Source organism: Acidimicrobiia bacterium (genome assembly GCA_036271555.1).
Lineage (GTDB): Bacteria > Actinomycetota > Acidimicrobiia > IMCC26256 > PALSA-610 > DATBAK01.
Window position 1 is genome coordinate 229,987 of sequence record DATBAK010000010.1, and the last position, 25,715, is coordinate 255,701.

The 25,715-nt window shown below is 70.3% G+C and carries 30 protein-coding genes; 14 read left to right on the forward strand and 16 right to left on the reverse strand.

The genetic code is table 11. The features are described from left to right. Nucleotides 1–3: 3 nt before the first annotated feature. The 10 genes from VH914_04615 (at nt 4) to VH914_04660 (ending at nt 8,216) form a co-directional block, all read left to right on the forward strand. Entirely contained in the window at nt 4–483 is a 480-nt protein-coding gene (locus VH914_04615; protein HEX4490472.1) for a DUF4193 family protein, read from the forward strand. Next, nucleotides 480–2,012 (forward strand): apolipoprotein N-acyltransferase, encoded by a 1,533-nt coding sequence (gene lnt, locus VH914_04620; protein ID HEX4490473.1) that lies wholly within the window; start codon nt 480–482, stop codon nt 2,010–2,012. The genes VH914_04615 and lnt overlap by 4 nt, the downstream gene beginning before the upstream one ends. Next, nucleotides 2,009–2,590: a hypothetical protein gene (locus tag VH914_04625; GenBank protein ID HEX4490474.1), complete on the forward strand. Its 582-nt coding sequence runs from the start codon at nt 2,009–2,011 to the stop codon at nt 2,588–2,590. Before lnt ends, VH914_04625 begins: the two co-directional genes overlap by 4 nt. Nucleotides 2,591–2,603: 13 nt before the next feature. After that, entirely contained in the window at nt 2,604–3,098 is a 495-nt protein-coding gene (locus tag VH914_04630) for a GNAT family N-acetyltransferase (protein HEX4490475.1), read from the forward strand. A 25-nt stretch (nt 3,099–3,123) separates the two neighbouring features. Then, nucleotides 3,124–4,914 carry a M3 family oligoendopeptidase gene (locus VH914_04635; protein HEX4490476.1) on the forward strand — a complete coding sequence of 597 codons (1,791 nt, stop codon included), beginning with the start codon at nt 3,124–3,126 and terminating at the stop codon, nt 4,912–4,914. A gap of 84 nt (nt 4,915–4,998) precedes the next feature. Next, on the forward strand, nt 4,999–5,358 hold the full coding sequence (locus VH914_04640; GenBank protein HEX4490477.1) for a hypothetical protein: 360 nt from the start codon (nt 4,999–5,001) through the stop codon (nt 5,356–5,358). A 37-nt stretch (nt 5,359–5,395) separates the two neighbouring features. Beyond that, nucleotides 5,396–5,689, forward strand: a complete 294-nt coding sequence (locus tag VH914_04645) for a hypothetical protein (GenBank protein ID HEX4490478.1) — start codon at nt 5,396–5,398, stop codon at nt 5,687–5,689. A 105-nt stretch (nt 5,690–5,794) separates the two neighbouring features. Continuing rightward, nucleotides 5,795–6,373: a hypothetical protein gene (locus VH914_04650; GenBank protein HEX4490479.1), complete on the forward strand. Its 579-nt coding sequence runs from the start codon at nt 5,795–5,797 to the stop codon at nt 6,371–6,373. A 137-nt stretch (nt 6,374–6,510) separates the two neighbouring features. Further along, the gene (locus tag VH914_04655) at nt 6,511–7,017 is read left to right on the forward strand and encodes a sigma-70 family RNA polymerase sigma factor (GenBank protein HEX4490480.1); all 507 of its coding nucleotides are present in this window, start codon (nt 6,511–6,513) and stop codon (nt 7,015–7,017) included. Then, nucleotides 7,014–8,216: a hypothetical protein gene (locus tag VH914_04660; protein ID HEX4490481.1), complete on the forward strand. Its 1,203-nt coding sequence runs from the start codon at nt 7,014–7,016 to the stop codon at nt 8,214–8,216. Before VH914_04655 ends, VH914_04660 begins: the two co-directional genes overlap by 4 nt. A 6-nt stretch (nt 8,217–8,222) precedes the next feature. On the opposite strand, the gene VH914_04665 is transcribed toward VH914_04660, so the two are convergent. Continuing rightward, complete coding sequence (locus tag VH914_04665; protein ID HEX4490482.1) at nt 8,223–8,930, reverse strand: DinB family protein; 708 nt, start codon at nt 8,928–8,930, stop codon at nt 8,223–8,225. A gap of 175 nt (nt 8,931–9,105) precedes the next feature. On the opposite strand from VH914_04665, the gene VH914_04670 reads away from it, so the two are divergent. Continuing rightward, the gene (locus VH914_04670; GenBank protein ID HEX4490483.1) at nt 9,106–9,936 is read left to right on the forward strand and encodes an alpha/beta hydrolase; all 831 of its coding nucleotides are present in this window, start codon (nt 9,106–9,108) and stop codon (nt 9,934–9,936) included. A gap of 63 nt (nt 9,937–9,999) precedes the next feature. After that, nucleotides 10,000–10,215, forward strand: a complete 216-nt coding sequence (locus tag VH914_04675) for a hypothetical protein (protein ID HEX4490484.1) — start codon at nt 10,000–10,002, stop codon at nt 10,213–10,215. Nucleotides 10,216–10,325: 110 nt separating this feature from the next. On the opposite strand, the gene gcvT is transcribed toward VH914_04675, so the two are convergent. The 12 genes from gcvT to VH914_04735 form a co-directional block, all read right to left on the reverse strand. Next, nucleotides 10,326–11,414: a glycine cleavage system aminomethyltransferase GcvT gene (gene gcvT / locus VH914_04680; protein ID HEX4490485.1), complete on the reverse strand. Its 1,089-nt coding sequence runs from the start codon at nt 11,412–11,414 to the stop codon at nt 10,326–10,328. An 11-nt stretch (nt 11,415–11,425) separates the two neighbouring features. Beyond that, nucleotides 11,426–11,956: a hypothetical protein gene (locus tag VH914_04685; protein HEX4490486.1), complete on the reverse strand. Its 531-nt coding sequence runs from the start codon at nt 11,954–11,956 to the stop codon at nt 11,426–11,428. After that, nucleotides 11,868–12,371 (reverse strand): MerR family transcriptional regulator, encoded by a 504-nt coding sequence (locus VH914_04690; protein ID HEX4490487.1) that lies wholly within the window; start codon nt 12,369–12,371, stop codon nt 11,868–11,870. The genes VH914_04685 and VH914_04690 overlap by 89 nt, the downstream gene beginning before the upstream one ends. 178 nt (nt 12,372–12,549) lie before the next feature. Then, nucleotides 12,550–13,050, reverse strand: coding sequence for a bifunctional nuclease family protein (locus VH914_04695; GenBank protein HEX4490488.1), 501 nt, complete (start codon nt 13,048–13,050; stop codon nt 12,550–12,552). Nucleotides 13,051–13,089: 39 nt separating this feature from the next. After that, nucleotides 13,090–13,680 carry a phosphoribosyltransferase family protein gene (locus tag VH914_04700; protein ID HEX4490489.1) on the reverse strand — a complete coding sequence of 197 codons (591 nt, stop codon included), beginning with the start codon at nt 13,678–13,680 and terminating at the stop codon, nt 13,090–13,092. Between the two features lie 28 nt (nt 13,681–13,708). Further along, nucleotides 13,709–14,500 carry a MerR family transcriptional regulator gene (locus tag VH914_04705; GenBank protein HEX4490490.1) on the reverse strand — a complete coding sequence of 264 codons (792 nt, stop codon included), beginning with the start codon at nt 14,498–14,500 and terminating at the stop codon, nt 13,709–13,711. Between the two features lie 5 nt (nt 14,501–14,505). Beyond that, nucleotides 14,506–15,006, reverse strand: coding sequence for an FHA domain-containing protein (locus tag VH914_04710; protein ID HEX4490491.1), 501 nt, complete (start codon nt 15,004–15,006; stop codon nt 14,506–14,508). Nucleotides 15,007–15,054: 48 nt separating this feature from the next. After that, a complete protein-coding gene (gene gcvH, locus VH914_04715; protein HEX4490492.1) occupies nt 15,055–15,435 on the reverse strand; it encodes a glycine cleavage system protein GcvH in 381 nt (126 codons plus the stop codon). Between the two features lie 60 nt (nt 15,436–15,495). Further along, on the reverse strand, nt 15,496–17,988 hold the full coding sequence (locus tag VH914_04720; protein HEX4490493.1) for a sugar phosphate nucleotidyltransferase: 2,493 nt from the start codon (nt 17,986–17,988) through the stop codon (nt 15,496–15,498). A gap of 34 nt (nt 17,989–18,022) precedes the next feature. After that, on the reverse strand, nt 18,023–18,658 hold the full coding sequence (locus tag VH914_04725; GenBank protein ID HEX4490494.1) for a CDP-alcohol phosphatidyltransferase family protein: 636 nt from the start codon (nt 18,656–18,658) through the stop codon (nt 18,023–18,025). Nucleotides 18,659–18,762: 104 nt separating this feature from the next. After that, nucleotides 18,763–20,355 (reverse strand): gamma-glutamyltransferase family protein, encoded by a 1,593-nt coding sequence (locus tag VH914_04730; GenBank protein HEX4490495.1) that lies wholly within the window; start codon nt 20,353–20,355, stop codon nt 18,763–18,765. Nucleotides 20,356–20,374: 19 nt separating this feature from the next. Further along, a complete protein-coding gene (locus VH914_04735) occupies nt 20,375–20,755 on the reverse strand; it encodes a hypothetical protein (protein HEX4490496.1) in 381 nt (126 codons plus the stop codon). Between the two features lie 60 nt (nt 20,756–20,815). Between VH914_04735 and VH914_04740 the strand changes: the two genes are divergently transcribed. Together VH914_04740 and VH914_04745 are read left to right on the forward strand one after the other, a co-directional pair. Then, nucleotides 20,816–22,408 carry an acyl-CoA synthetase gene (locus tag VH914_04740; GenBank protein HEX4490497.1) on the forward strand — a complete coding sequence of 531 codons (1,593 nt, stop codon included), beginning with the start codon at nt 20,816–20,818 and terminating at the stop codon, nt 22,406–22,408. A 19-nt stretch (nt 22,409–22,427) separates the two neighbouring features. After that, nucleotides 22,428–23,660, forward strand: a complete 1,233-nt coding sequence (locus VH914_04745; protein HEX4490498.1) for an acyltransferase — start codon at nt 22,428–22,430, stop codon at nt 23,658–23,660. A 14-nt stretch (nt 23,661–23,674) separates the two neighbouring features. On the opposite strand, the gene VH914_04750 is transcribed toward VH914_04745, so the two are convergent. The 3 genes from VH914_04750 to VH914_04760 form a co-directional block, all read right to left on the reverse strand. Continuing rightward, complete coding sequence (locus VH914_04750) at nt 23,675–23,971, reverse strand: Dabb family protein (GenBank protein ID HEX4490499.1); 297 nt, start codon at nt 23,969–23,971, stop codon at nt 23,675–23,677. 16 nt (nt 23,972–23,987) lie between these two features. Then, entirely contained in the window at nt 23,988–24,737 is a 750-nt protein-coding gene (locus VH914_04755) for an SDR family oxidoreductase (protein HEX4490500.1), read from the reverse strand. 188 nt (nt 24,738–24,925) lie between these two features. After that, nucleotides 24,926–25,708 (reverse strand): XdhC/CoxI family protein, encoded by a 783-nt coding sequence (locus tag VH914_04760; GenBank protein HEX4490501.1) that lies wholly within the window; start codon nt 25,706–25,708, stop codon nt 24,926–24,928. Nucleotides 25,709–25,715 lie beyond the last annotated feature (7 nt).

Consider the following 25,715-nt stretch of genomic DNA (forward strand, 5'->3'; position numbering starts at 1 on the left):
TGGATGAGCGACGACGAGTTCGACGAGCCCGAGATCGATGAGGAAGACGTCGAGGACGACGACATCATCGACGACGACGACCTCGCCGACGAGGACATCGACGACGACGACGACGTCATCGGCGAAGAAGCCGACGACGCCGCCGCGATCCCCGACGACCCTGCCGCGATCGTCGAGGTGCCGGTTGCCACTCCCGTCGTCGAGGAGGGCGACGAGGAGGACGACGAGGTCGTCGACCTCGACGAGGAGCTGCACCCCGACGACGTCGAGGAGGCGCTCGACGTCGTGCTGCGCGAGCGCACCGCGGCGGCCGGGCTCGAAGACGAAGAGGACGAGGAAGTGGAGCCCGACGATCGGGGCGAAGGGGGGACCAAGATCGTTCCCCGCCGCCCGGGTGAGTTCCTCTGCTCGAGCTGCTTCCTCGTGCTGCCTCGCAACCAGCTCGCCGACGAGAAGCGTCTGCTCTGTCGAGACTGCGTGTGACCGACCGGCGGTCGCGGCGCTTCGCCGCGGCCGTGGCCTCGGGTGTGCTGCTCGCACTGTCCCGGCCGCCGCTCGACCTCGGTCTGCTCGCCCTCGTCGCGCTCGTCCCGCTGTTCTGGGCGTGGCGCGATGTCCCACCTCGTCTCGCCGCGCTCCTCGGCTTCGTCGCGGGATGCACGTACTACGTCATCCTCGTGTCCTGGACGTGGTACTTCGGTGCCGTCGCGATCGTGCCGCTCGTCGTGATCCTCGCTTCGTTCTGGGTCGCGGTCGGCGCGTCCGTCGCGCGCTTCACGAGCCGGGGACTGCGCAACCCCGTGCTGCTGGCCGCGATCTGGGTACTCGCCGAGGCGCTCGTCGCCCGGTGGCCTTTCGGCGGCTTCTCCTGGGGTGAGGTCGGCTACGCGCTGCACGACTTCGCGCCGGCGCGGTCGGTCGCCGCGCTGGGCGGGCTCCCGCTCGTGTCGTTCGTCGTCGTCGCGCTCAATGCCGCGATGGTGGAGCTGCTCGCACCGCGGATGCACGTCGACCCGTCCGTCGCACGGCCCGCGCGCGCGGTCGCGGCCGCGACGATCGTGGGAGTGGTCGTCGTCACGGGCGGCGCGAGCGCGTTCGCGCTGCGACCCATCGCGACGGGACACCTCCGCGTCGCGATCCTGCAGGGCAACGATCTCGACCGCGATCTCACGAAGCGCGAGCTCGATGATCGCTACCTCCCGCGCAGCCACTTCCAGCTCGCGTCTCGGCTCACCGGTCACTACGACCTCGTCGTGTTCCCCGAGTCGAGCCTCGACGCCGACCCACGCAAGAGCCCGTACCTCTCGTCGAACCTCGTCGCGACCGCGACGCGACTCCACTCGGCCGTGCTCGCCAACGCGATCGCGGACGCGCCCGACGGTCGCGCGCTGAACCTCAACCTCCTCTATGGCCCCGACGGCCGGCTCGAGTCGACGTACGCGAAGCGCCACCTCGTGCCGTTCGGGGAGTACGTCCCGTTCCGTGACGAGCTGCGCTTCATCCATGAGATCCAGCAGCAGATCCCACGCGACTTCGCGCCCGGCGACCGACCGGGACTCGCGACCGTCGCCGGTCATCGCATCGCCGAGGTCATCTGCTTCGAGAGCGCCTTCGGCTACGAGGTCCGGCCGCTCGTGAAGGACGGCGCCCAGCTGATCGTCGTGTCGACGAACAACCGCTCGTACCGGACGTCGGCGAACTCGGCGCAACACGTCGCCATCGGCCAGATGCGCGCGGCCGAGACCGGGCGACCGGTCGTGCAGGCCGCGATCTCCGGCATCAGCGCGTTCATCGACGCGCACGGCAACGTCCACGACCCGACCCACCTCTTCCAGCGCACGACCGACGTGGCGACCGTGACGACGACGCGCGGCGAGACGCCGTATGTCCGATTCGGGGAGTGGGTACTGCTCGCGAGCATCATCGGCGTCGCCCTCGCGTCCGTGCGGGCCGCCATCGGCCGGCGGCGCGCCGGACCCGTAGACTCCGCGCCGGTGGAGGCACGCGCATGACCACGCCCGAGCACCTGGAACCGCCCTCCGGGTCGAGCACCGATCCGATCGCGCGTGCGCTCGAGCTCGCGATCTACGCGCCCATCGGGGTCACCGCGCTCGCGGTCGAGATGGCGCCCGACCTGCTGCGCATGGTCGTTGCGCGCGGGCGGGCCGAGGTCGAGGTCCGCCACGAGCAGGTGGAGCAGCGGGTCCAACACGCCAAGGGCGCGGGACAGGTCGCGATCGCGTTCGGTCTGCCGATGCTCCGCCGCAAGGTCGAGGAGCGACTCGCGTCGATGCGCCCGTCGTCACCACCGGCCGCGCGAGCCGAGCAGGAGGCGCGCCCGGCGCCTCGCGTGGTGTCGATCACGCCCGAGCCCGCCGCGCCGACCGCGTCGGTCGCGCCGGCGAGCGAGAACGGCCGCGGCGACTCCGACACCCTCGCCATTCCCGGCTACGACGCGCTGTCGGCGTCGCAGGTCGTGGAGCGGCTCGCAGGACTGAGCCGCGACGAGCTCACCGCGGTGCGTGAGTACGAGACCGGGCACCGCCGCCGGCGCACGATCCTGGGCAAAATCGAACAGCTCTCCGCGTAGGTATTCGCCACCGGTGGAAAGCGCACGCGTCGCGACCGACGATGACCTCGAGCAGATCGTGCTCCTCGCGCGCCGAGGCGTCGCCGAGCTGACACCGATGCGCGGCGGCGCGACCTGGGCCGCGCGCGACGCGCGGCCCGAGCCGCTCGACGAGGCGTTCGCGGCGTTGCTCGAGCGCGACGACGTGAGCGTCGTCGTCGGCACGATCGACGACGTGGTCATCGGCTTCGGTGTCGGCCGCGTCGAGCGGCTGCGCGACGGCCGCGACCACGGCGTGGTCGACGAGCTCTTCGTCGAGCCCGACGCCCGGTCGGTCGGGGTGGGGGAGGCCGTCGTCGAGCAGCTCCTGGTCTTCTTCGCGGAGCGGGGCTGTTCCGGGGCCGATGCCCTGGCGCTGCCCGGTAACCGGGCGACCAAGAACTTCTTCGAGCAACAGGGCTTCGTCGCCCGCGCGATCGTGATGCACAAGCGGCTCTCGGATGCCGATACCGAGAGTGGACCTCCATGAACCCGCCGAACCCGCCGAGGTGCGAATGACTGCAACCGATCTCACCGCCGAGGACGTCGCGTGGGACCTCGAGACGTTGCTCCCCGCCGCGGGTGACGCGGGCGTCGACGCGCTGCTCGCCGAGGCCGACGAGGTGACGACACGGGCCGCGAAGTTCCGCGGCCGCATCGCCGACTGCAGCACCGACGAGATCGTCGACCTCGTCGCGCTGCTCGCGTCGCTGCAAGATCTCGTCGGGCGCGCCGGCAACTACGCGAGCCTGCGGTTCTCGACCGACACGGCCGATCCTGCGCGCGGCGCGCTCATGATGCGCGTCGAGGAACGCGCAACCGCGATGAGCACGCAACTCGTGTTCTTCGAGCTCGAGTGGGCCGCGCTCGACGACGCCGCGGTCGACGCGCACCTCGCCGACCCGCGCCTCGAGTACGCGCGCCACCACCTGCGCTCCGTTCGCCGCTACCGCCCGCACCTGCTGAGCGAGCCCGAGGAGGTCGTGCTCACCGAGAAGACGGTGACGGGCACGAGCGCGTGGGTGCGGCTGTTCGAGGAGCTCGACTCCGCGATCACGGTCGAGCTCGACGGCGAATCGCAGCCCCTCGAAGCCGGGCTCTCTCGACTCGGCTCACCCGATCCCGATGTGCGGCGGACCGCGGCCGAAGCCGTGACCGCGGGGCTCGCTCCGGGCCTGCGCACCCGCGCCTACGTGTTCAACACGTTGCTCGCCGACAAGGCGATCGACGACCGGATGCGCAAGTTCCCGTCGTGGATCGCGGGGCGCAACCTCGCGAACGAGGCGAGCGACGAGTCGGTCGCGGCACTCGTCACCGCGGTGCAAGGTCGGTATTCGATCCCGCAACGCTGGTACCGGCTGAAGGCCCGGCTGCTCGGTGTCGATCGTGTCCGCGATTACGACCGCATGGCCTCGATCGCGTCGTCGGAGGCACAGTTCGGCTTCGGTGACGCGCGTGAGCTCGTGCTCGACTCGTACGCGTCGTTCTCGCCCGACCTCGCCGACATCGCGCGCAAGTTCTTCGACGAGCAGTGGATCGACGCGCCGGTGCGACCGGGCAAGCGCGGGGGAGCGTTCTGCGCGTACACCGTCCCGTCGCACCACCCGTACGTGCTCTTGAACTGGACCGCGCGCCGCCGCGACGTGCTCACGCTCGCGCACGAGCTGGGCCACGGCCTGCACGCGTACCTCGCGCGCCCGCAGGGCGTGTTCCACCAGAGCACGCCGCTCACGCTGGCGGAGACCGCATCGGTGTTCGGTGAGACCGTCACGTTCGGCCGGCTGCTCTCCGCGACGACCGATCCCGCAGAGCGCCTCGCGCTGCTCGCCGAGAACCTCGAAGGTCAGATCGCGACCGTGTTCCGCCAGGTCGCGATGAACCGGTTCGAGGACGCGGTGCACAACGCGCGTCGCGACTCGGGTGAGCTCGCGGTCGACGACTTCAACGAGCACTGGATCGCGACCCAGTCGGCGATGCTCGGCGACTCGGTCGAGCTCACCGAGGGCTACCGCACGTGGTGGTCGTACATCCCGCACTTCATCGCGACGCCGGGCTACGTGTACGCCTACGCGTACGGCCAGCTGCTCGCGCTGGCTGTGTACGCGCAGTACGAGGAGCGGGGCTCGGAGTTCGTGCCGCGGTACCTCGAGCTGCTCACGGCCGGCGGCTCGATGGCGCCCGAGGACCTCGGCACGATCGTCGGCGTCGACCTCTCGGACCCCGCGTTCTGGGACGGCGGTCTCGACATCGTCGAGCGCCAGCTGGCCCTCACCGAGGCGGCGGCCGCGGAGACCGGGCGGCTGTAGGCGCCATCCCTGCGGCTCCACATCGGCCACGGGAGACAACACCATCCACGTGCGTTGACGGGGGCCTCGCTACCGTTGCTTGGCGTGTCCCAGGCGTGCGAGCCGGGGGAGCGCTCGACGACTGCGGCGAGCGGATCCCCGTGCCGTTGGTGCGGCCGACCCTTGCCGCCCGCGGCGACTCGTGGACGGCCGCGGCAGTACTGCCGGCAGAGCTGCCGGCAGCGCCACTACGAAGCCCGCCAGCGCGCGGTCGAGCTGGGCCTCGGCGAGGACGAGCTCGTGCTCGCGCGCGCCGAGCTCGACGTACTGCGCGACCGGATCTACGTGCTCGAGTGCGCGGTCGGCGACGTCGAGCGTGACCTCGCCGCGGGGCTCGACCCGGTCGAGGTGCGTGAAGCGTTGTCGTGGCTGCTCGACGCGGCGCGCCCGCTCGTCCACGTGTGATTCCGGGACGCCCGGCCACGCTGGCTAGCGTGCCGGCATGAGCAGCATGGGCGACCTTGGTCGCGAGATCAACGAGATGCGCGACCACCCGAAAGCGGCGCCCGCGAACAACGAGCTCGAACAGCTCGAGGCGCGCTTGCACGAGTTCTTCGACTGGGCGCGTGGACGTGAGCACCCCGAGATCCGTGAGAAGTTCAAGGATGCGTTCTCCGCCGAGCCGCTCCACGACGACGTCGTCGACGCGCTGACGAGCGGGCGCGGCGCCGAGGTGCGCGCCGACCTGCCGGTGCCGCCTCCGGAGCCTTCCGAGTCGCCCGACGCCAACAGCTGACCCGCGATCGAGACCGCTCACCCTGACGCGGAGTCACTCTCCGTTGTATTCTCTCCGCTGAGAGTGGCACGGGAGGCCGCTCCACGGCACGGCGGGTCAGGCGGCATGGTCGGGGCGGACCGGTTCGACGAATCGGCAGGGGAGCGCGGCACGGTGACGTCGCTGCCGGACGACTCGTACTGGTCGAACATCGACTATCCCGAGCCGCGGCCTCGTCCGCCCGCGGCGGTCGGCTCGGTGGCGCGTGACCGGGGGAGCATCCGCCGTCGATTGAGCGCCGGGTTCGTCGCCGCGTTGCTCGTCGTCGCCGGCGGTGCCTACGCCGTCGGGCGCGCCAACGGCCACGCACCCGTACCGGGGTTGCATCGCCAGGTCGAAGCGCAGCGCTCCGAGCTCGAGCGGCGCGCCGCGACGATCGCGACCCAGGCGCGCGAGCTCACAGCCGACGAGGCTCGGCTGCGCGCTCTCCGCGCGCAGGCTTCGCACTCAGCCGCAATCCAGACCGCGTGCCAACACGCGATCAGCGTTGCGAATCGCGCGTTCGGCACCGAATCCGACGCGCTGCACGCGCTTGCCGCGACCGACTTCGCGGCCGCGAAATCGCTGACCGACCTCTTCGGCACCGAGCTCGACGAGTTCGCCGGCGCGCGCTCCACCTGTCTCGGCTCGACGACCGCGGTCTGACGCACGTCGACTCGGCGCGTCGCGGCGGGCAGACTTCCCCGTCGTGGGCAGGCGTGCCTGATCGCCCGAATCGGGGCCGAGACGTACCGGAATCGGCACGCTCGGGCGAGTGACTCGCAGTGAAGTCCGAGGGAACAGTGGGGCGCGAGGAGGTCGCCGACTTCAGCGCGTTCTTCGCGGCCGAGTACCGGACCGTCGTCGGTCTGGCCTTCGTGCTCTGCGGGCGACTCGACGCGGCCGAGGACCTCGCGCAGGACGCGTTCGCGGCGGCATTCCACGACTGGAACCGCATCGCCCGCTACGACGACCCCGGCGCGTGGGTGCGCCGCGTCGTCGCGAACCGGGCGGTGTCACTGCGACGGCGCCGATCGTCGGAGGGCCGGCTCGTGGAACGGCTCGCGTCGCTCGCGCCGGGCGCGGCCGCGGAACCACCCCTCATTGATCCCGAGCTCGGGCGCGCGATCCGCTCGCTGTCGCGCCGGCAGGCGCAGATCGTCGCGCTCGTCTACTTCGAGGACCTCAGCGTCGCGCGGAGCGCCGAGATCCTCGGGTGCAGCGAAGAGACCAGCCGCACCCATCTCCGGCGCGCGCGAGCTGCACTCGCACGGCGGCTCGGTATGCGTCAGGAGGAGGAGCCGGCATGAACGAGCTCGACGACCACCTGCATCACGAGTTCGCGGCGCTGCGCGAGCGTGTCGCGCAGCTGCCGCTGCCGCTGCCCGCATTCGACGACCGGCGATCCGCGCGTCGCCGCGTGCCGCTTCCGGTCGCGACCGTCGTGGCGTTCGCGGTCGTGCTCGCCATCGTGCTCGCGACGATCACGATCACGAACTCGTCGACGCACGCGCCGACCGCGACGACGCCGACGACCGCCGCGCCGGCACCGGCGCGACCGCCCGTTGCCGGCTTCCTCACGCTGCCGTTCCCGAACGACAAGCACACCATCGACGTGTGGAACTGGGCCGGGCAGCACATCGCGACGGTGCACCCGCAGGGCATCGCCGACTGCTGCACGACGGTGTTCCTTTCGCCCGACGGGACGCGCATCCTCGTGCTCGGCGTCTCGGACTCGGCGATGAAGCAGGGACAGATCCTGGACCTCCGCGGGCGCGTGCTCGCGCAGGGCGACTTCGAAGGCGTGTGGGCCGACGACAGCCGCCACCTCTGCGACATGCAGCCGCACGCGGGCACGCACGGCCTCTACAACGGGAAGACCCACCTCGTGCTCTTCGATCCCGGGCACGGCAGCCGTACCGTCGCCGCCGTCGGCTTCGCCGGGTCACACGGAGGACCGGAGATCCTCGGCTGCAGCGTCACGAGCGAGAACGCGTTCGTGATGAACGTCGAGATGGCGTTCCTCACCGGGCCCGTGATCCAGGTTCGACTCACGACCGGGCACACGTCGACCGCGGCGTGGTCGCCGGCGAACGGCGACGCGCGGCCGGTCGCGTTGTCGGGAAGTGGTCGGTACGCACTCGAGTTCGGCGCCGGGCCCGCGGGCCAGGTGGTCGACACGACGACGGGTCGCACCGTGGCGACGGTGGCGGGCCAGCCGCAGAGCGTCTCCTGGGACGGTCACCTCGTGGTATCGACACTCGAGACCGGCGACCTCGTCGTCACCGACTGGCGAACCCACCGTGTCGTGTGGCGCAGCGGCCACCACACCGGCGCACCCGAGATGTTCGCCGACGCCGCGGTGCGCGTGCGTCCGCACTCCGACGATCTCGCGGTCGACGTGCGCGAGCTCGCCGGGCAGCCCGACGGGTCGGGAGCGCTCTGGCTCGTCACGCCGGACGCACCGCCGCGACGCATCGCCGCGCCAGTCGTCGAAGGGATCGGCTGACCACCGTCACTGCAGTTGCGCGAGGTCGCGCCGTGCGTAGCGGTTGTGATGGAACTCCTCTTCGAAGACCGTGAAGAGGCACTCGCGCACGGGGTTGGGCCCGTTCTCGAGCACGACGACCTCGCGGTCGAGCTCACCCGAGTCGAGCCGGTCGACGTAGTCGCGCAGCTTGCCGGCGCGGTCGGCGCGCACCGCGAGCACCTCGGCGAAGGTCGGGTCCGAGGCGAGGTCGAGCCCGGGAAAATCGAAGTCGAGCGAGCCGGTGTTCGGGAGGCCCATCGGATCGAAGGGCTCGCCGAGGATCGGCGCGGTGAACCACTTGTCGATCGCCATGACGAGGTGCCGCAGGGTTTGCACGAACGAGAACTCGCCGGCGACCGACTCGTGCAGCTTCGGCTCCGGGAGTGCGCGCGCGGTCGCCATCGTCGTCGACCACGCGGCGTCGAGGGCATCGAGCGCGCGGCGCATGCCTGCGGGATCGTCGGGTCGCAGCATCGCCCGCAGCGGATACCAGGCGTCGTGCTCGTTGACGAAGTCGGTGACGTCGACACCGTTGATCGTCACGCGCTCGACGAGCGCGTCGATGTCGACGTCGACGAGCCACGCGTGCGACACCCGCACGCCGGTGAGGTTCACGTCGCGGAGCGTCGACCGGCTCAGGTCGGCGCCCCAGAAGACCGACTCGGTGAGGTCGCCTTCGAAGTCCTCGGGCATCACGGTCCTCCTCGTCGTTGTGCGGTCCAGCATCGCAGCCCAGCACGCGGCGCCGTTTCCCGGCGGCCTTCTCCCCGGCCGCCGATAATCCTCGTTATGTAAACTGCTCTGGGTTTGGCTCCGGGTGCACCGGCACGGATGCCGCGAGCCGCACCGGTCTCTACGATCCCCTGCGGTGAGCACGGCGGAATGGCGCAGAGCACGCATCGAGCACGACGGTGAAGTCCTCTACTACGAGGTGACCGGCGCACCCGACGCCCGCACGGTCGTGTTGACGCACGGCGCCGGCGGCACGCACGCATCCTGGTTCCAACAGGTTCCGGCGCTTGCGGCGGCCGGCTATCGCGTCGTCACGTGGGACAGCCGCGGCTTCGGTAACTCGACGTGCACGAACGGCACGTTGGGCGCCGACGGGGCGGCCGCCGACATCACGCGCATCCTCGACGAGATCGGTGTCGACCGCGTCGATCTCGTCGGTCAGTCGATGGGCGGCTGGTGGGTCAGCGCGTTCACGATCGCCCACCCCGACCGCGTCCATACGCTCACGCTCGCCAACACCATCGGCGGTCTGTACACGCGCGAGCTGCACGATCACTTTCGTCACGTGACACAAACGCTGCCGGCCGGACCACCGACGATCGGATCGCACGCGGCGGTGAGCACGAGTCTCGTCGCGCGCGATCCCGCGCTTGCGTTCCTCTACCAACAGCTCGACTCGTTCCACGAGCCGCCGTTGATCGCGGTCGCACGCGCGCTCACCGGTTGGGAAGTGACGCACGAGCAGATGAACGCGACCGGTGTGCCCGTGCTCGTCATCACCTCCCCCGAGGATCAGCTGTTCCCCGCCGGGCTCGTGCGCGACGGCGCGCGGCGACTGCGCGATGCGCGCGTCGTCGAGATCGACGGCGCGGGTCATTCGTCGTACTTCGAACGCGCGACGGAGTTCAACGCGGCGCTGCTCGCCTTCCTCGGCGCGCACCTTTTCCACAACCCGTCCACAGGTTGATCCTGCTTACGATCCACAACCTCTTCGTCGTACGGTGACCTCCCCCGACGAACGGAGCGCGCGATGGTCTTCGAGATCGTCACCACCGACGGAACGATCGAACGGGTCGACGGCGCCGACGCCTACGAGCTCGAAGGCCCGTTGACGACCTTCTTCACGACGAACAGCGGCATCCACCGGCTGTCGAGCTGGAGCGAACGCGTCGCGAGCTACCGCACCGACCGCGTTCTCGCCGTGCGGACGGTACCGGCCGTGCCCTTGGTACCGGCCGAGTCCTGAGCGACGACGGACTCGGAGCTCTGGCCGGAACGGGCGGTTCGCGTTGCGGGCGGCCCGACTTCTCGCGTGAGGCGTGAGGAGCGGCGAGCGCGCGAGCGCGACCAGAAAGCTCAGCGGCGAACGAACGGAGTCTCGACGACGGTCGCGTCGAGCGTGCGTCCGCGCACCGACAACTCGACGCGCGTCCCGATCTCGACATCGGGCCTCAGGAGTCCGAGCGCGATGCCGTGCCCGAGGGTCGGCGAGAAGTTGCCACTCGTCACCGTGCCCACCGCCTCCCCACCGCGCAGCACCTCCGCACCCTCGCGCGGGGGCTGCCGGCCCGTCGTCGCCATGCCCCGCAGCACGCGCGCGACACCTCGATCGCGTTCGGCTTCGAGCGCGGCGCGGCCGCGGAAGTCGCCCTTGTCGAACCGCACGACCCACCGCAGCCCGGCCTGCAACGGCGTGATGCCGGGACCGAGATCATGGCCGTGCAGCGGCAGCGCGGCCTCGAGCCGCAGGGTGTCGCGCGCACCGAGTCCTGCGGGCACGACGCCGGCGCCGAGCAGCGCATCCCAGAGTGCGGGCGCGTGCTCCGCGGGAACCTGGATCTCGACGCCGTCCTCGCCGGTGTAACCGGTTCCCGCGGCGACGCACCCGACGCCGTTCCAGATGAACGGCGCGACGTGAAACCGCTCCACCGCCGCCGCGTCGGGCGCGATCGGCGCGAGCAACGCGCGCGCTTGCGGGCCCTGGATCGCGAGCACCGCGCGGCCGCCGGTGACATCGTCGACCGTGTCGTCGGCCGCGCCGAACTGCGCGATCGCATCATGCAGCGCGGCGGCGAGCGGCGCGGTGTTCGACGCGTTCGGCATCACGAGCAGCTCCGTCGGCTCCAGCCACCACACGATGAGGTCGTCGACGACGTGCGCATCGCGTTCGTCGAGCAGATGCGTGTACTGCGCGCGACCCGGTGCGATGCGACCGAGGTCGTTGGTCAGCGCCCACTGGAGCGCATCGACCACTCCCCCGCCCGCGCACCGCAGCGTTCCGAGGTGCGAGACGTCGAAGACGACCGCGCGCTCGCGACACGCGCGGTGCTCCTCGAGCACGCCCGCGTACTGGAGTGGCATGTCCCACCCGCCGAACGCGGCGAAGCGTGCTCCGAGGGCGCGGTGGGCCGCGTCGAGTGGGCTGTGCCGGAGTGCTTGGTCCAAGACGGCGGAACTTAGGCGCTCTCGGCCGACGGCTGCTCGAAGGGTCGCGGGTCGGGACCGAACCGCAGCGCGGTACCCGCGCCGACCCCCGCGATCGCGAGCTGCGACGGCGGTTCGAGCCCGTACTTCACGAGCAGGTCGAGGTAGTCACGCTGGTAGAGGACGCGCACGTTGACGCCGTAGAGCTCCTGCACGAGCCGCGCCTTGCGGTTCTTCTTCGTGACGAGCTTCTGGTTGAGCGTCGTGATCTCGATGAAGAGGTCGTACGCGGGAAGGTAGAAGTCGGGGGTGAACGCCTGCACCGGGTTGCCGTCGCGGTCGGTCGCGAGCACGAACGTGCGCGGCTCGTAATCCCATGTGATCGCGTAGAAGTCGAGCAGCTTCGCGAACTGTCGCTCCGAGTTGTGCGCGAAGCGAACCTGTTCGTGCGGGAGCGGCGCGTCGTCGATTGCGCTATCTCCCCTGGACCGCGTGCCGTGCCGGCGCGTCGGATAACGACAGCTGTGGTTGCTGCGGCTCGGCGACGCGCGGCGCGAGCGCAAGGATCTCCGCGTCGAGCGCGTCGACGACACGCGCGAGCGGCACGATGTTCAGCACGCCCTGACCCCGGCGCACGAGGTCGACGATCTGCTCGCCGTCGAACGCGAGCACCGAACGGCTGCCGTCGAGCACGAGGCTCGCCGACGCGAGGTCTTCTCCGAGGTGCTCGCGCAGGTAGTCGATCGCCTTGCGCGCGGTCTGCAACGAGACGCCCGCGTCGAGGAGGCTCTTCACGACCTTCAACTCGACGAGGTCGCGGTAGGTGTAGAGGCGCTGGGTGCCGCTCCCCTTCGCGTCGTGGAGCGACGGCCGCACGAGGTCGGTCCGGGCCCAGTAGTCGAGCTGCCGGTAAGTGATGCCCACCACCGCACACACCTGCGGGCCCCGGAACCCTTCGGGATGCTCGGTCTGGCTCATGTCCATCGGGTTACGCACCGTTCGCCGGCGGCACCGGAGACCGGGCCGAGCGCGGACGAGGGCGACTCACACCCTCGTAACTACAGCGGTGACGGTAAACACCGGCCCTCTCGACGTCAACGTCAAGCTGCGGTCGAGGGTGCTCGACCACTGATCGAGGGTTATGCCGGGAACGGCGTCATTGTGCGAAATCCTCGGGCCGAACGTGCTCGATGAATTCGCGAAATTCCTCGACCTGCTCCTCTTCCTCGAGGGCGTCCTCGTCCTGATCGAACAGGACTCCGGCCTCGTCGAGGACCGCTTCGTCGGCGAAGATCGGCACCGTGCCCTGGTAGCGGACGGCCAGGGCAATGGCGTCGGAGGGACGGCTGTCGACCAGGGTGCGCTCACCGCCACGGTCGAGCGAGAGCTTGGCGTAGAAGGTGCCGTCGTGGAGCTCGGTGATCTCGACCCGCTCGAGCGTGACCTGCTGCTCGTCGAGGACCTGCTTGAACAGGTCGTGAGTCATCGGCCGCGGCGTGTCCATGTTCTGGAGCGCGTAGACGATCGCGGTCGCCTCGGGCGTGCCGATGAAGATCGGCAGGTAACGCTGACCTTCGTCCTCACGAAGGAGCACGATGGGCTGCGGCGGGTTCGTTCCCACCTCGACACGCACCCCGACGAGCGAAAGTCGGATCACGGCACCCTCCGCATCGGCCAGCAAGACCCTACCACCGGGTCACGCGCCGTTATCCCCGTCACGACGGCGTATCGACGCCGAGTAGAGGTCCTCCACGTACACGTCGGGCCGGCGCCGAACCTCGTCCCGATCACCCACGGCGACGAAGGGAAGATTGCGGTACAGGTCGCGATAGTGCAGGCCGTAGCCGAGCACGAACGCATCCTCGAGCCGCACACCGCGGTAGCGCACGGTCTCGGGCACGATGCGCCGCGACTCGCGATCGAGCAGCGCGCACGCGTCGAGCCGGCGGGGATCGCGCGCGCGGAGCTGCGTCGAGAGGTACGCCAGCGTGAGACCGGTATCGACGAGGTCCTCGACGATCACGACGTCGCGACCCGCGATGTCCATCTGCACGTCCTGAGTGATGCGCACGCGTCCGGAATCGGGCGCGAAGCGGGAGATGCTGATGAAGTCGACGGCGACCGGGATGTCGGGGATCGCGCGCACGAGGTCGGCGAGGAACAGCAGCGCACCCTTGAGCACGCCGATGAGCACGACGCCTTCGGGATGATCGGACGCGATCTCCTGCCCGATGCGCGTCAGCACCGCGCGCAGGTCGTCCGGGTCGAGCAGGATCGAGCGCGACACGGTCAAGCGACGGAGACGGTCGCGCGCGTCAGGGTCCGAACGAGCGGCGGACGTGCTGCTGCAACAGCGCCGCGCGCAGCTGGCGGCCGAGACCCGCGAGCTCGCCGATCGCTTCGATCTCGCGCGCGCGTGCATCGGGATTGCGCTGGCGACGGTATTGCAGCAACACCTGCTCGAAGAGGTTCGCCTCGCGCTCGACGAACGCGTAGTACATGCGGAGGTGGCGAGGCTCGATGCCGAACTTGAGGAACTGCTGCGCGACACGCGCGATTGCGAGCGCGTCCTCGTCGAAGAGCGCGCGGTCCCCCGTCGTGACCGACGCCTTCAGGAACCCGTACGACTCCAGCTCCGCGAGCCCGGCATCGTCGAGGCCCGCAAGGTGCGCGAGCTCGGCCCGGGTGAGGATCGCGTCACCGTTGTCGGCGAGGAACGGTTCGTCGCCATCGTCGGCGAGCGAGTCGGCGACGTCGTCGGCCTCACGGCGCACCGGACGGTCGTGCGCGCTCGCGAACAGCGCGTTCACCGCTTCGGTCGCCTCGGCCTTCGACTCCGGCGTCTCCTCGAACCCGCCGCTGCGGTCCATGTCCTCGAGCCGGTCCTTGATGACCTTCAGCGGCAAGAAGTGCTCGCGTTGCTCGCGCAGGATCCAGCGCAGGCGCTCGACGTCGTTCGCGTAGAACTTCCGGTAGCCCGACGGTGTGCGCTCGGGGTCGACGAGACCCTGGCTCTCGAGGAACCGGATCTTCGAGATCGTGACCTCGGGGAACTCGTCGCGCAGCTGGTTCAGCACGTCGCCGATCGAGACGTGCGCGCGCGCCATCGTGCTCACCGGGTCTCACCGACGAGGAAGCTGAGACGGAAGCGACCGATCTGCAGCTCGTCGCCGGTCTTGATCTTGGTCCGGTCGACCCGCTCGCGGTTCACGTACGTGCCGTTCAGCGAGCCCGCGTCGCGCACGGTGAAGCCCTCGGCGTCGCGATCGATCACTGCGTGCCGACGCGAGACGGTGATGTCGTCGAGGAAGATGTCGGAATCGGGATGCCGGCCCGCCGTGGTGCTCTCGGACTCGATGCGGTAGGAGCTGCCCGCGACCGGGCCGTCGCGGAGCACGAGCAGCCCGACGCCGGGCGGGAGCTCTTCGAGGTACTTGGCGAGATCCTCCTCGACGTCGGCGGCCTCGACGGCGCTCAACGTGAGGGTGGTCTCTTCGGGCGCGACCAGCGGCGCGCCGCACGAGGAGCAGAAGTTCGCACCCTCGGGATTGGGATGCCCGCAGCGGCCGCAGATCACAGTGGCGAGGCTACCGACGCCCGTGAGCAGCGGCAACGCCCGATCGAAGCCTCCAGTTGAGGTTCACACCCGGGCGGTTCGAGGTCACGCCTCGACGAGCGCGCGGTAGGCGGCGGCGTCCATGAGCGTGTCGAGGTCACCGGGGTCGGAGAGCTCGAGGCGGAAGATCCATCCGTCGCCGTAGGGCTCCGCGTTCACGAGCTCCGGCGTGTTCACGAGCGCCTCGTTCACCGCGGTCACGGTCCCGGCGACCGGTGCGTAGATGTCCGAGACCGACTTCGTCGACTCGACCTCCGCGCAGGTCTGGTCGCGCGCCAACGTCTCGCCGACGTCGGGCAGCTGGACGTACACGATGTCGCCGAGCGAGTCCTGGGCGAAGCTCGTGATGCCGACGACGGCGCTCGTGCCGTCGACGCGCACCCACTCGTGCTCCTTCGAGTACTTCAGATCGTCCGGGAAGTTCACGGCGGGCAAGTTAGTCGCGTGACCGGCCGAGCCCGCGAGCGGAGCGAGCGACCGGAAGCGCTACCTCGCGATCTCGGCGATGCGGCCGGCCTGCACGGCGACGAGGCGACGGGCCTCGCGCTCGGTGTCGCTCTCGGCCCACACGTGCGTGATCGGCAGCTCGGGATCGGGCAGCACGAGCACCCAGCCCTCGGGCCGGATGATCTTCACGCCGTCGACGAGCAGCATGTCCTCGCCCTTCGAGCGCTCGACGATCTCGCGCATCACCGCACCCTTGGCGTCCCACGACGTCGGCACGGTCTCGTGGACGACGAAGCTCGGCGGGATCGCGCCCACGACCTCGGAGAGCGTCTCCTCGGCACCCGCGAGCAGGTCGAGGAGATGGAGCAATGTCGCGATGGCGTCGTGGGCGGGGATCACGTCGGGCCAGATGAACCCGCCGTCGGGGGACGCGGCAAAGTCGACCTCGCCGCTGCCCGCGATCTCCATGAGGTGCGCGGCCGAGAGCTTCGTCCAGACGATCGACGCGCCGTGCTGCTCGGCGAGCCGCTCGGCCTCGCGACTGACCGAGACCGGGAGCGCGAGGCGTGCGTTCTTCTTGGTGCGACACACCAGGCTCACGAGCGCGAGCAGCACGCGGTCCGACGGCAGCACCTCGCCGCGGTCGTCGATGAAGGTCGCGGTCTCGCCGTCGGCGTCGAACACCACGCCGAGGTCGCTCCCCGACGAGCGCACGAGATGCGCGAGGCGCTCCGTCCTCGGGCCGTGCTCCTCGGCGGCCTCCGCCGCATACGCCGTGCTCGCGTACGGGTTCACGGACAGGACCTCGGCGCCGATCTTCGCGAGCACGTTCGGCATGACCGACGCGGTCGCGCCGAACGAGTAGTCGAGCACGACCTTGAAGTGGCGCGCGACGACCGCGTCGATGTTCACGCTGTCGACGAGCGCGCCCGTGTAGTACTCCATCGCACGCGGCGGGAAGACGATCTCGCCGATGTCGCCCGCGAACGCACGGCGGAAGTCTTCGCGGTAGTGCAACCGCTCGACCTTGCGCTGCGTGCCCTCGTCGATGTCGGCGCCGTGCGAGTCGAAGAAGCGGATCTCGACCGAGTCGGGATCGCCCACCGCGAGGCGGACGGTCATGCCGCCCTGTGCGCGTTCGGTGCGGACCTGGAAGCGCGTGAGGGGCACGGTCGCGAGCTCGAGGTCCATCACGTGGACCGAGGAGAGGTTGAGGCCGGCCATGATCGCCCGCTTCAACGCGCGCGCCGTGCGGCTCGTGTCGCGGCTGATCGTGACCATCGAGCCCTTCGGCAGCGACGTGCCGTACGCGAGGGCGAGGCGCACCGCGACCTCGGACGTGATGTCGACGTTCGCAAGCCCGCGCACGCCACGGCGTCCGAACAGGGTGCGCGCGCCGCGCGTCTCCCACACGATCGACGACGTGACCGCGGCGCCGGCCTCGACGCTCTTGAACGGATAGATCTTCACGTTCGGGTTGACGGTCGCGCCCTCGCCGACGAAGCAGTCGTTGCCGATGACGACACCCTCGTCGAGGTAGACGTTGCTGCGCAGGTCGCTCGCGCGCCCGACGACCGCACCGCGCACGCGCGACGACTCGCCGACGTAGACGTGGTCGTGCACAACGGTGCGCTCGATGCTCGCGTTCGCCTTCACCACGACGTCGCCACCGAGCACGGTGTAGGGCCGCAGCTCCGCGCCGGCCTCGACGCGCGTGTTGTCGCCGATGAGGACCGGGCCTTCGACGCGCGCGTCGGGCGAGATGTCGGACCCTTCCCCCGCCCACACGCCGTCGCGCAGCTTGAACCCGGGGATCTCGAGGTCCACGCGCTCCGAGAGCACGTCCTCGTGCGCGGCGCGGTATGCCTCGAGCGTGCCGACGTCCTCCCAATAGCCGTCGACCACGGTGCCGAGCAGCGGCAAACCCTGCTCGAGCACGGCGGGGAAGACGTCGCCCGAGAAGTCGACGACCTCGTCGGGCGGGATGAAGTCGAACACGCGCGGGTCGAGCACGTAGATGCCGGTGTTGATCGTGTCGGAGAAGACCTGGCCCCACGTCGGCTTCTCGAGGAAGCGCTCGATCGTGCCGTCTTCGTTCGTGATGACGATGCCGAACTCGACGGGGTTGGGAACCCGCTTCAACGCGATGGTCGCGAACGCATCGCGCTCCATGTGCGCCTTGACCACCGCGGCGAGATCGATATCGGTGATGACGTCGCCCGCGATGACGAGGAACGGCTCGTCGAGCTCTTCCCGCGCGTTGCGCACGGAGCCCGCGGTGCCGAGCGGCGAGTCTTCGGTCGCGTAGCGCATGCGCACTCCGAACTCGGCGCCGTCTCCGAAGTAGTTGCGGATCTGGTTGGCGAGGAAGGCGACGGTGACGACGATGTCGTCGAAACCGTGCTCCGCGAGCAATCGGACGACGTGCCGCATCATCGGCACGTTGGCGATCGGCAGCATCGGCTTCGGTTGGTTGCTCGTCAGCGGCCGCAGGCGGGTGCCTTCGCCGCCGGCGAGGATGACTGCCTTCATGTGATCGCCTCCCTCCTTCGTCGCGCCGGCCGCATCAGGTCGCGACCTTCGCCAGGCGCGCCGAACGCCCGTCGCGCAGCGCGAGCCTCGCGGCGGGCACGTACTTCGCGGCCGCGTAGTACCCGAGGGCGGTACCCGGGACACCGAAGCCCCAACCGCCGACGAGCAGCACCGCGTGCCAGAACCCGTCGACGTGCGCCGCGAGCAACAGCATCGGCAACGAGAACATCACCGCGAGCGTTCCGGCCTTGCCGACCCACAACACGTCGATGCGGCGCGCGCCGGCCGCCGCGAGCGCAAGCGTCGCCGCGGCGACGACCGCTTCGCGCACGAGCACGATGACGACGAAGATCTTCACGATGCCGGGCATGTCGACCGCGAGGATCGCGACCGTCGCCGCGAGCAGCATGAGCCGGTCCGCGGTCGGGTCGAGCACCTTGCCGAGCTCGCTCCCCTGGTGCAGGTGACGCGCGAGATACCCGTCGACCCAGTCGGTCGCGCCGAGCGCCGCGAGCAACCACGCCGCGATCGCGAAGTGGTCGGTGCCGACCACCAACCAGAGGAAGAGCGGCACGCAGAGGAGCCGGACGAACGTGACGACGTTCGGAATCGTGAGGACCCTCGACGATCCGGGGCTGAGGCGCTCCGGCTCGGACGCGGAGTCGGGCATGGGGCGCAGCGTAGTAACCGCGCGAGCGGTCGGGTCGCTTCGCGGACCGGCCGACCTGGGGCTGAGGCGTCAGGAGCGCCGGGCGCAGCGCGCGCCCAGAAAGGTCAGAGGCCGAGAACTGCGCCCTCGGCACGAGGGTCGGTGGCGGCGACGTAGCCGCCCGGGATGAGCTCGATCGCGTGAGCGTGACCCATGGTGTCGTCATAGTCACGGACCGAACGCAGGTCGTGGCCGCGACGACCGAGGTCGTCGACCCAGTCGGCGTCGAACCGGGGCTCGATCGCCACCCGCCACCAGTCGGGATCGACCATCCAACGGGGGGCGCTGATCGCGGCCTGCGGGTCGGCGCCGTCGACGACGATGCGCGTGAGCACCTGCGCGTGGGTCTGGATCTGCCCCTGCCCACCCATGCTCCCGAACACCAGCCACGGCTTGCCGTCGCGCAGGCTGAGCGTCGGGACGAGCGTGTGCATCGGCAGCTTGCGCGGCGCGATCACGTTCGCGCGTGCGCGATCGAGCGAGAACGACGCGCCGCGGTTCTGGAGATTGATGCCCCAGTCGGTGACGTGCACGCCCGAACCGATCGCGGAGAAGTTCGACTGGATCAGGCTCACGAGCAGGCCGTCGGCATCGGACGCGCACATGTACGCGGTGCCGCCATCGGGACCGGGCTGGCGCGGCAGGGTCGCGGCACGCCGCGGATCGATCTCACCGCGGCGCTTCGCGGTCCATTCGTCGGAGAGGAGCGACGCGGGGTCGATCGTCATCGCGTCGGGATCGGTCACGAACTCGTCGCGATCGACGAGCGCGAGCTTCACGGCCTCGATGATGAGGTGCTGACGGTCGGCACCGTCGACGCCGAGGTCGCAGCCGTCGAGGATGCGCAGCGTTTCGAGGGCGTTGACGCCCTGCGTCGGTGGCGGGAGCTCGTAGACGTCGACGCCGCGAAAGTCGACGTGCAACGGATCGACCCACGCGCTCTGGTGCGCGGCGACGTCGTCGGCGGTCATGAGTCCACCGTGCGCCTGCAACGTCTCCGCGATCGCGGCCCCGATCGGACCGCCGTAGTACGCCGCGGGGCCGTCGTCGCGCAGCGCCGCGATCGTGCGCGCGAGGGCGGGCTGCACGAGCGTTCCGTTCTCCTCCGCGGCGCGATAGCAGGCGTGGAAGGCATCGAACGTGCCCGTGAAGCGAGGCTCACGACCGAAGTACTCGTACATCGCGTGACAGCCGGCGAACGTGTTCGCGCCGCGACGCGTGAGCGGGAAGCCTTCGGCCGCGTAGCGCAGCGCGGGCTCGCACAGCTGCGCGAACGGGCGCGTGCCGAAGCGCTCGAGCAGGTCGAACCATCCGTGGATCGCGCCCGGAACGGTCACGGTGTGCGGACCGACGTGCGGCATCGTGTCGCTACCGCATGCGGCGAGCACCGCGTCCGCCGTCGCGGCCGCGGGCGAGCGGCCGGCCGACCGGTAGCCGAGCGGCTTCGCGTTCGCGTCGCGACCGTCGTACACGATCGCGAAGAGGTCGCCGCCGAAGCCGCAGAAGTACGGCGCGACGACACCGAGCGCGAGGTTCGCGGCGATGATCGCGTCGATCGCGTTGCCGCCGTCGGCGAGCACGCCGAGCCCGACCGCGCTCGCGAGGTAGTGCGGCGTCGCGACGGCACCCCGGGCGAAGCGATGACCTTCGATCGTCACGAGCGCTCCTCCGTCGAGGTCACAGCAGCTTGCCGGGCGGCGGGATGTCGACGCCGCAGGTGTGGTGGAGGTAGTTGTCGACCCGCTTCGTGCTCGTCGCGTACGCGCGCAGGAGCGACGGATCGGCCACGATCGACTTCGGATCGTCGGCGAGTCGCCGGCGGAAGCTGCTGATCGTGTGGAGGTCGCTCGCGACGGCCGGCGGGGCCGCGTCGGCAACCTTGTCGAACGCGGCGAGCGCAGTGTGCAGGTTCGACGCGTCGAGCGAGTTGAAGGCCGGGTCGCCCTGCTTGATCCGCGCGCAGAAGCCCGAAGCCTTGCCACTCGACCCGCACGCGGTGGCCGCGACGCTCGCGATCAGCGCGAACACGAGCGTGCCGACGACGCGGGACCGGGCCACGGATCGACGGTAGCCGAGCCGGCTGGCGACAACCCCCGGGACGTGCTGCACTGCACCGCCATGACGGAATCGACCGACGTCAACCCGATGCAGTTCAACCTCGCCGACCTCTTCGAACGGGTGGTCGACACCGTGCCCGACCGGCTCGCGCTCGTCGCCGGCGACCACCGCTACACCTACGCCGAGCTCGACGCGCGCGCGAACGCGTGCGCGCACTGGCTCCTCGACGCGGGCGCGGTCGCGGGCGATCACGTCGGTATCCACGCGCACAACCGCGCCGAGTGGGTCGAGACGATGATCGGTTGCTACAAGGCGCGCGTCGTACCGATCAACGTGAACTACCGGTACGTGGTCGACGAGCTGCGCTACCTGTACGACAACGCCGACCTCGTCGCGTTGTTCTTCGAGTCGCAGTTCGGCTCCCGCATCGAGCCGGCGATCGACGGACTGCCGCGACTGCGTCACGTCGTGCGGATCGCCGACGGCACCGACGTGAGCGACGGACTCGACACGGTCGCGTACGAGGACGCGATTGCCGCGGCGTCGCCGGAGCGTGACCTCGGGCCCCGTTCTCCCGACGACCGCTACATCCTCTACACGGGCGGCACGACGGGCATGCCGAAGGGCGTCATCTGGCGCCAGGAGGACATCTTCTTCGCCGCGATGGGCGGCGGGAACTACGGCGGTCCCGGGATCGAGACGCCCGAGGCGATCGCGCAGTCGGTTGCGCCGAATCCCGCGGTGACGCTCGCGCTCGCACCGCTCATGCACGGCAACGCGCAGTGGACCATGTTCAACAGCTTCTTCGGCGGCGGAACGCTCGTGCTCTCGACCGATCGCCGTTTCGAACCCGACCACATCTGGAAGCTGGTCGCCGACGAGGGCGTGAACACGATCAGCCTCGTCGGCGACGCGATGGCGCGCCCGCTCGTCGACGCGATCGCGGGCAAGGGCGCGCCGCCGTCGCTCTTCGCGCTCGTGTCGGGAGGCGCGATCCTCTCCCCCGCGATCAAGGACCAGATGCACGCGCTCATGCCGCAGGTGCTCGTGCTCGACTCGTTCGGTGCGTCGGAGACGGGCGCGAACGGCGTCGTCGAGACCACGCAGTCGGGACCGAAGTTCCACATGCAGGACACGACGACCGTGATCGACGACGACCACCGTCCGGTCGGGCCCGGTGAGACCGGTTGGCTCGCGCGCCGCGGTCGAGTGCCGCTCGGCTATTACAAGGACGAGCAGAAGTCGGCCGCGACCTTCGTCGAGGTCGACGGCGTGCGCTGGGCGGTGCCCGGCGATCGCGCGGTCATCGAGCTCGACGGCACGATCACCGTGCTGGGACGCGGATCGCAGAGCATCAACTCGGGCGGCGAGAAGATCTTCCCCGAGGAGGTCGAGGCCGCGCTCAAGAGCCACCCCGCGGTGTTCGACGCGCTCGTCGTGGGGGTGCCCAACGAGCGGTGGGGCGAGCACGTCGCCGCGGTCGTCGCGTTCCGCGTGGGTGAGGAAGCGACGCTCGAGCAACTCGTCGCGCACTGTCGCGAGTCGATCGCCGACTACAAGGTCCCGCGCGCGCTGTCGGTCGTCGCCGAGGTCGAGCGCCAGCCGTCGGGCAAGCCCGATTACAAGTGGGCGAAGGCGATCGCGCGGGCTTGACCGACCGGGGTCGAGACCGATGACGGAACCGACCGCGCCGCCGGGTCGGCGAGCGCTCCGCGGCGCGGCACCGACGACCGACCGGTTCCCGTGCATCGACGGCCTCCGGGCGATCGCGGCGCTCGCGGTGGTCGCGTTCCACTACCTCTTCGTCGGAGGGCCGGAGCCGCTCTGGTTGCGAGGACGGTTGCAGGCCGTGGCGTGGGCATTCGGCGGCCAGGGTGTGGCGATCTTCTTCGTCATCTCCGGCTTTCTGCTCTACCGGCCGTTCGCGATCGCACACTTCGCGGACCAGGCCGAGCCACCGTCCGTGCCGTTCTGGACGCGCCGAGCCGTTCGAATCTTCCCGGCGTATTGGGTCGCACTCTCGTTCGCGCTGCTCACGCTCGGCGTCGGAACCATCCGTGGGTTCGGCCGGTTCTTCGCCCTCTACACGTTGACCCAGGGCTACCACCGAGGGCTCGAGCTCGCCGGCCTCGGCGTCGCGTGGACACTCGTGATCGAGGTCTCGTTCTACGCGACCCTTCCGTTCATCGCACTCGGTTTGCGCGCGCTCGGCGGCGCCGACACTTCGCGCACGCAGCGGCTTCGGCGCGAGCTGCTCGCACTGGCGCTCTTGTTCTGCGTCGGCGCCGGCGCACGCGGGTGGTGGCTCTGGTCGGCGAACCCGCCGAAGTTCGTGCTCCAGTACACGATGATCTGGTATCTCGACGTTTTCGCGCTCGGGTTGCTGCTGGCGATCGCGAGCGCGTGGTGCACGGCGACTGGCCGCATCCCTCGCCTGCTCGACGCCGTCGGCAGGGTTCCGTGGCTGTGGTGGACGACGGCGCTCGTCGTCTACGTGTGGTCGTGTCCGTTGGCAGACGGCAGACCCGGGCACCCGCCGGTCTCGCGGCTCGTCGCGTTGACGCTGCCGATGCTGCGCGGTGCGATCGCAGTGTTGCTCATCACACCCGCCGTCCTCGGAGACCAGCATCGCGGCGCGATCCGCGCGTTGCTCCGGAGCCGACCGGCGACGTACCTGGGCACGATCTCCTTCGGCATCTACCTCTGGCATCTGACGATGATCAGGTTGATCGCCCGGTGGATCTCGCACGGTTCGTTGACTCCCGACCCTTGGGTCAGGTTGATCACGACCGCTGCGTTGACGGCGACGGCCGCAACCGCGAGCTTCTATCTCGTCGAACGGCCGGCGATCGCGCGGGGCCGACGCTGGAGCGCACGGGCGGAACGGAGCCGCGCGCTCGTGTGACCACGGCGCCCGCTTCAGAGCTCGTGCTGGACGGCGGCGCGGGAGGCGAGGATCGGGCGGATGAAGCGCGCGATCAGGTCCTGGTGCACGGGGTGGTCGCGGTAGACGGCGTAGTCGGCGACCGTGTCGAAGTCGGCGACGATCGCGAGGTCGGAGTTGCCGTCGCCGCCGACACCCGCGTCGACGCCGAGCGCGTAGCTGCGGATCTCGGGGATCGCACCCGGTAGCTCGCGCAGGGCCGCCGGCACCGCGACCCGCTGCTCGGGCGTCGACTCGTCGGTCCAGCGCAAGAGGACGATGTGTCGGAACATCGGGCGGCCTCCTCGGCTACATCAAGGCGGCGTCGGAGCCGCCGTCGACCGGGATCGCCGCGCCGGTGATGTAGCGGGCGTGCACAGAACAGAGGAACGCGGCGACCGCGCCGAAGTCGTCGGCGGTGCCGAGGAAGCCGACCGGAATCCCGTTCGCGAGGCCGTCGAGCGCGGCGCCATCGCTCAAACCCGTGAGGCGCTCCGTCGCGTGCAGACCCGGCTGCAACGAGTTGACGGTCACACCGTCGCGTGCGACCTCGCGCGCGAGCGTCTTGAGGAAGCCCGTCACGCCGGCTCGCGCGGTGTTCGAAAGGATGAGGTTCGCGATCGGCTGCCGCACCGCGATCGACGTGATCGCAACGACGCGGCCCCACCCCTGCTCGCGCATCGCGGGCAGGGCCGCCTGGCACATCGCGATCGTCGAGCGGCAGTTGAGGTCGAACGCAGCCGCGTACTGGTCGATCGTCGCGGTCTCGAACGTCGCCGGCGGCGGTCCACCCGCGTTCGCCACGAGGATGTCGACGCCACCGAGCGCGGCGCGCGCCGCCTCGACGAACGCCGACGCGCCCTCCGGCCCACCGACGTCGGCGACGATGCCGACCGTGTCGCCACCCAGCTTCGCGACCGCGGCGTCGACCGCGTCCTGCCGCCGCGCGCAGATCGCGACCTGCACCCCGGCCGCGACGAGCGCCTGCGCGGTGCCGAAGCCGAGCCCCTGCGACGCCGCGGCGACCGCGGCCCGCTTGCCCGAGATCCCGAGGTCCATCCGTCAGACACTACGGCCGGTTCGCGGCGACCACGACCACACGCGAACATGGAGGCGTGTTCCTGGAGGTACCGATCGGACGGCGATGCGCCCGCCGTGTGGGCACGACGATTGCGCTCACCATCCTCGCGCTCGTCACCGCGGCCTCGCTCTCCGTCTGGGCGTCGTTCGCGTTCGGCGTCACGGCGTCAGTGGATCGGGCCCATCGCATCGCGTAGTGACGGCGCGGCCCGTCCGGTCCTCCGGGCGATGATCTCGGCGCAGATCGACACCGCGGTCTCCTCGGGAGTGCGGGCACCGAGGTCGAGGCCGATGGGCGACATGACGCGCGCGATGTCGTGGTCGTCGAGGCCCGCCTCGCGCAACCGCACGACCCGCTTGTCGTGGGTGACGCGCGATCCCATCGCGCCGATGTAGCCGACCGTGGTCGCACACGCGGAGACGAGCGCGGGCACGTCGAACTTGGCGTCGTGCGTGAGCACGCAGATCGCGTCGCGCGGGCCGAGCTGGTCACCGACCTCGTCGAGGTAGCGGTTCGGCCAGTCGTTCACGACCGCGTCGGCCATCGGGAACCGTGCGCGCGTCGCGAACACCGAACGCGCGTCGCAGACGGTGACGTTGTAGCCGAGCAGCTTGGCGTTCTTTGCGAGCGCGGCGGTGAAGTCGACGGCGCCGAAGATGATCATGCGCGGCGGTCGCACGAACGACTCGATGAACACGGAGACCGTGCGCTCTCGCGCCTCGCCGTGCTCGCCGTAGTGGCGCGTCGACGTGAGCCCGGCTTCCAGCTCGCCCGCGGTGTCGCGGCCGACGACGCGGTCGAGGTCGGGATCGCCGAGAGTTCCGATCGAAGCCTGGCCCGGTTCGACGAGCAGCTTCGCGCCGACGTGCGGGCCGCTGACGACGGTCGCGAGCGCGACCGGTCGCGTCTCGCGCAGCGCGTCGCGCAGTCGCTCGTAGACCCCCGCCATGGTCGCC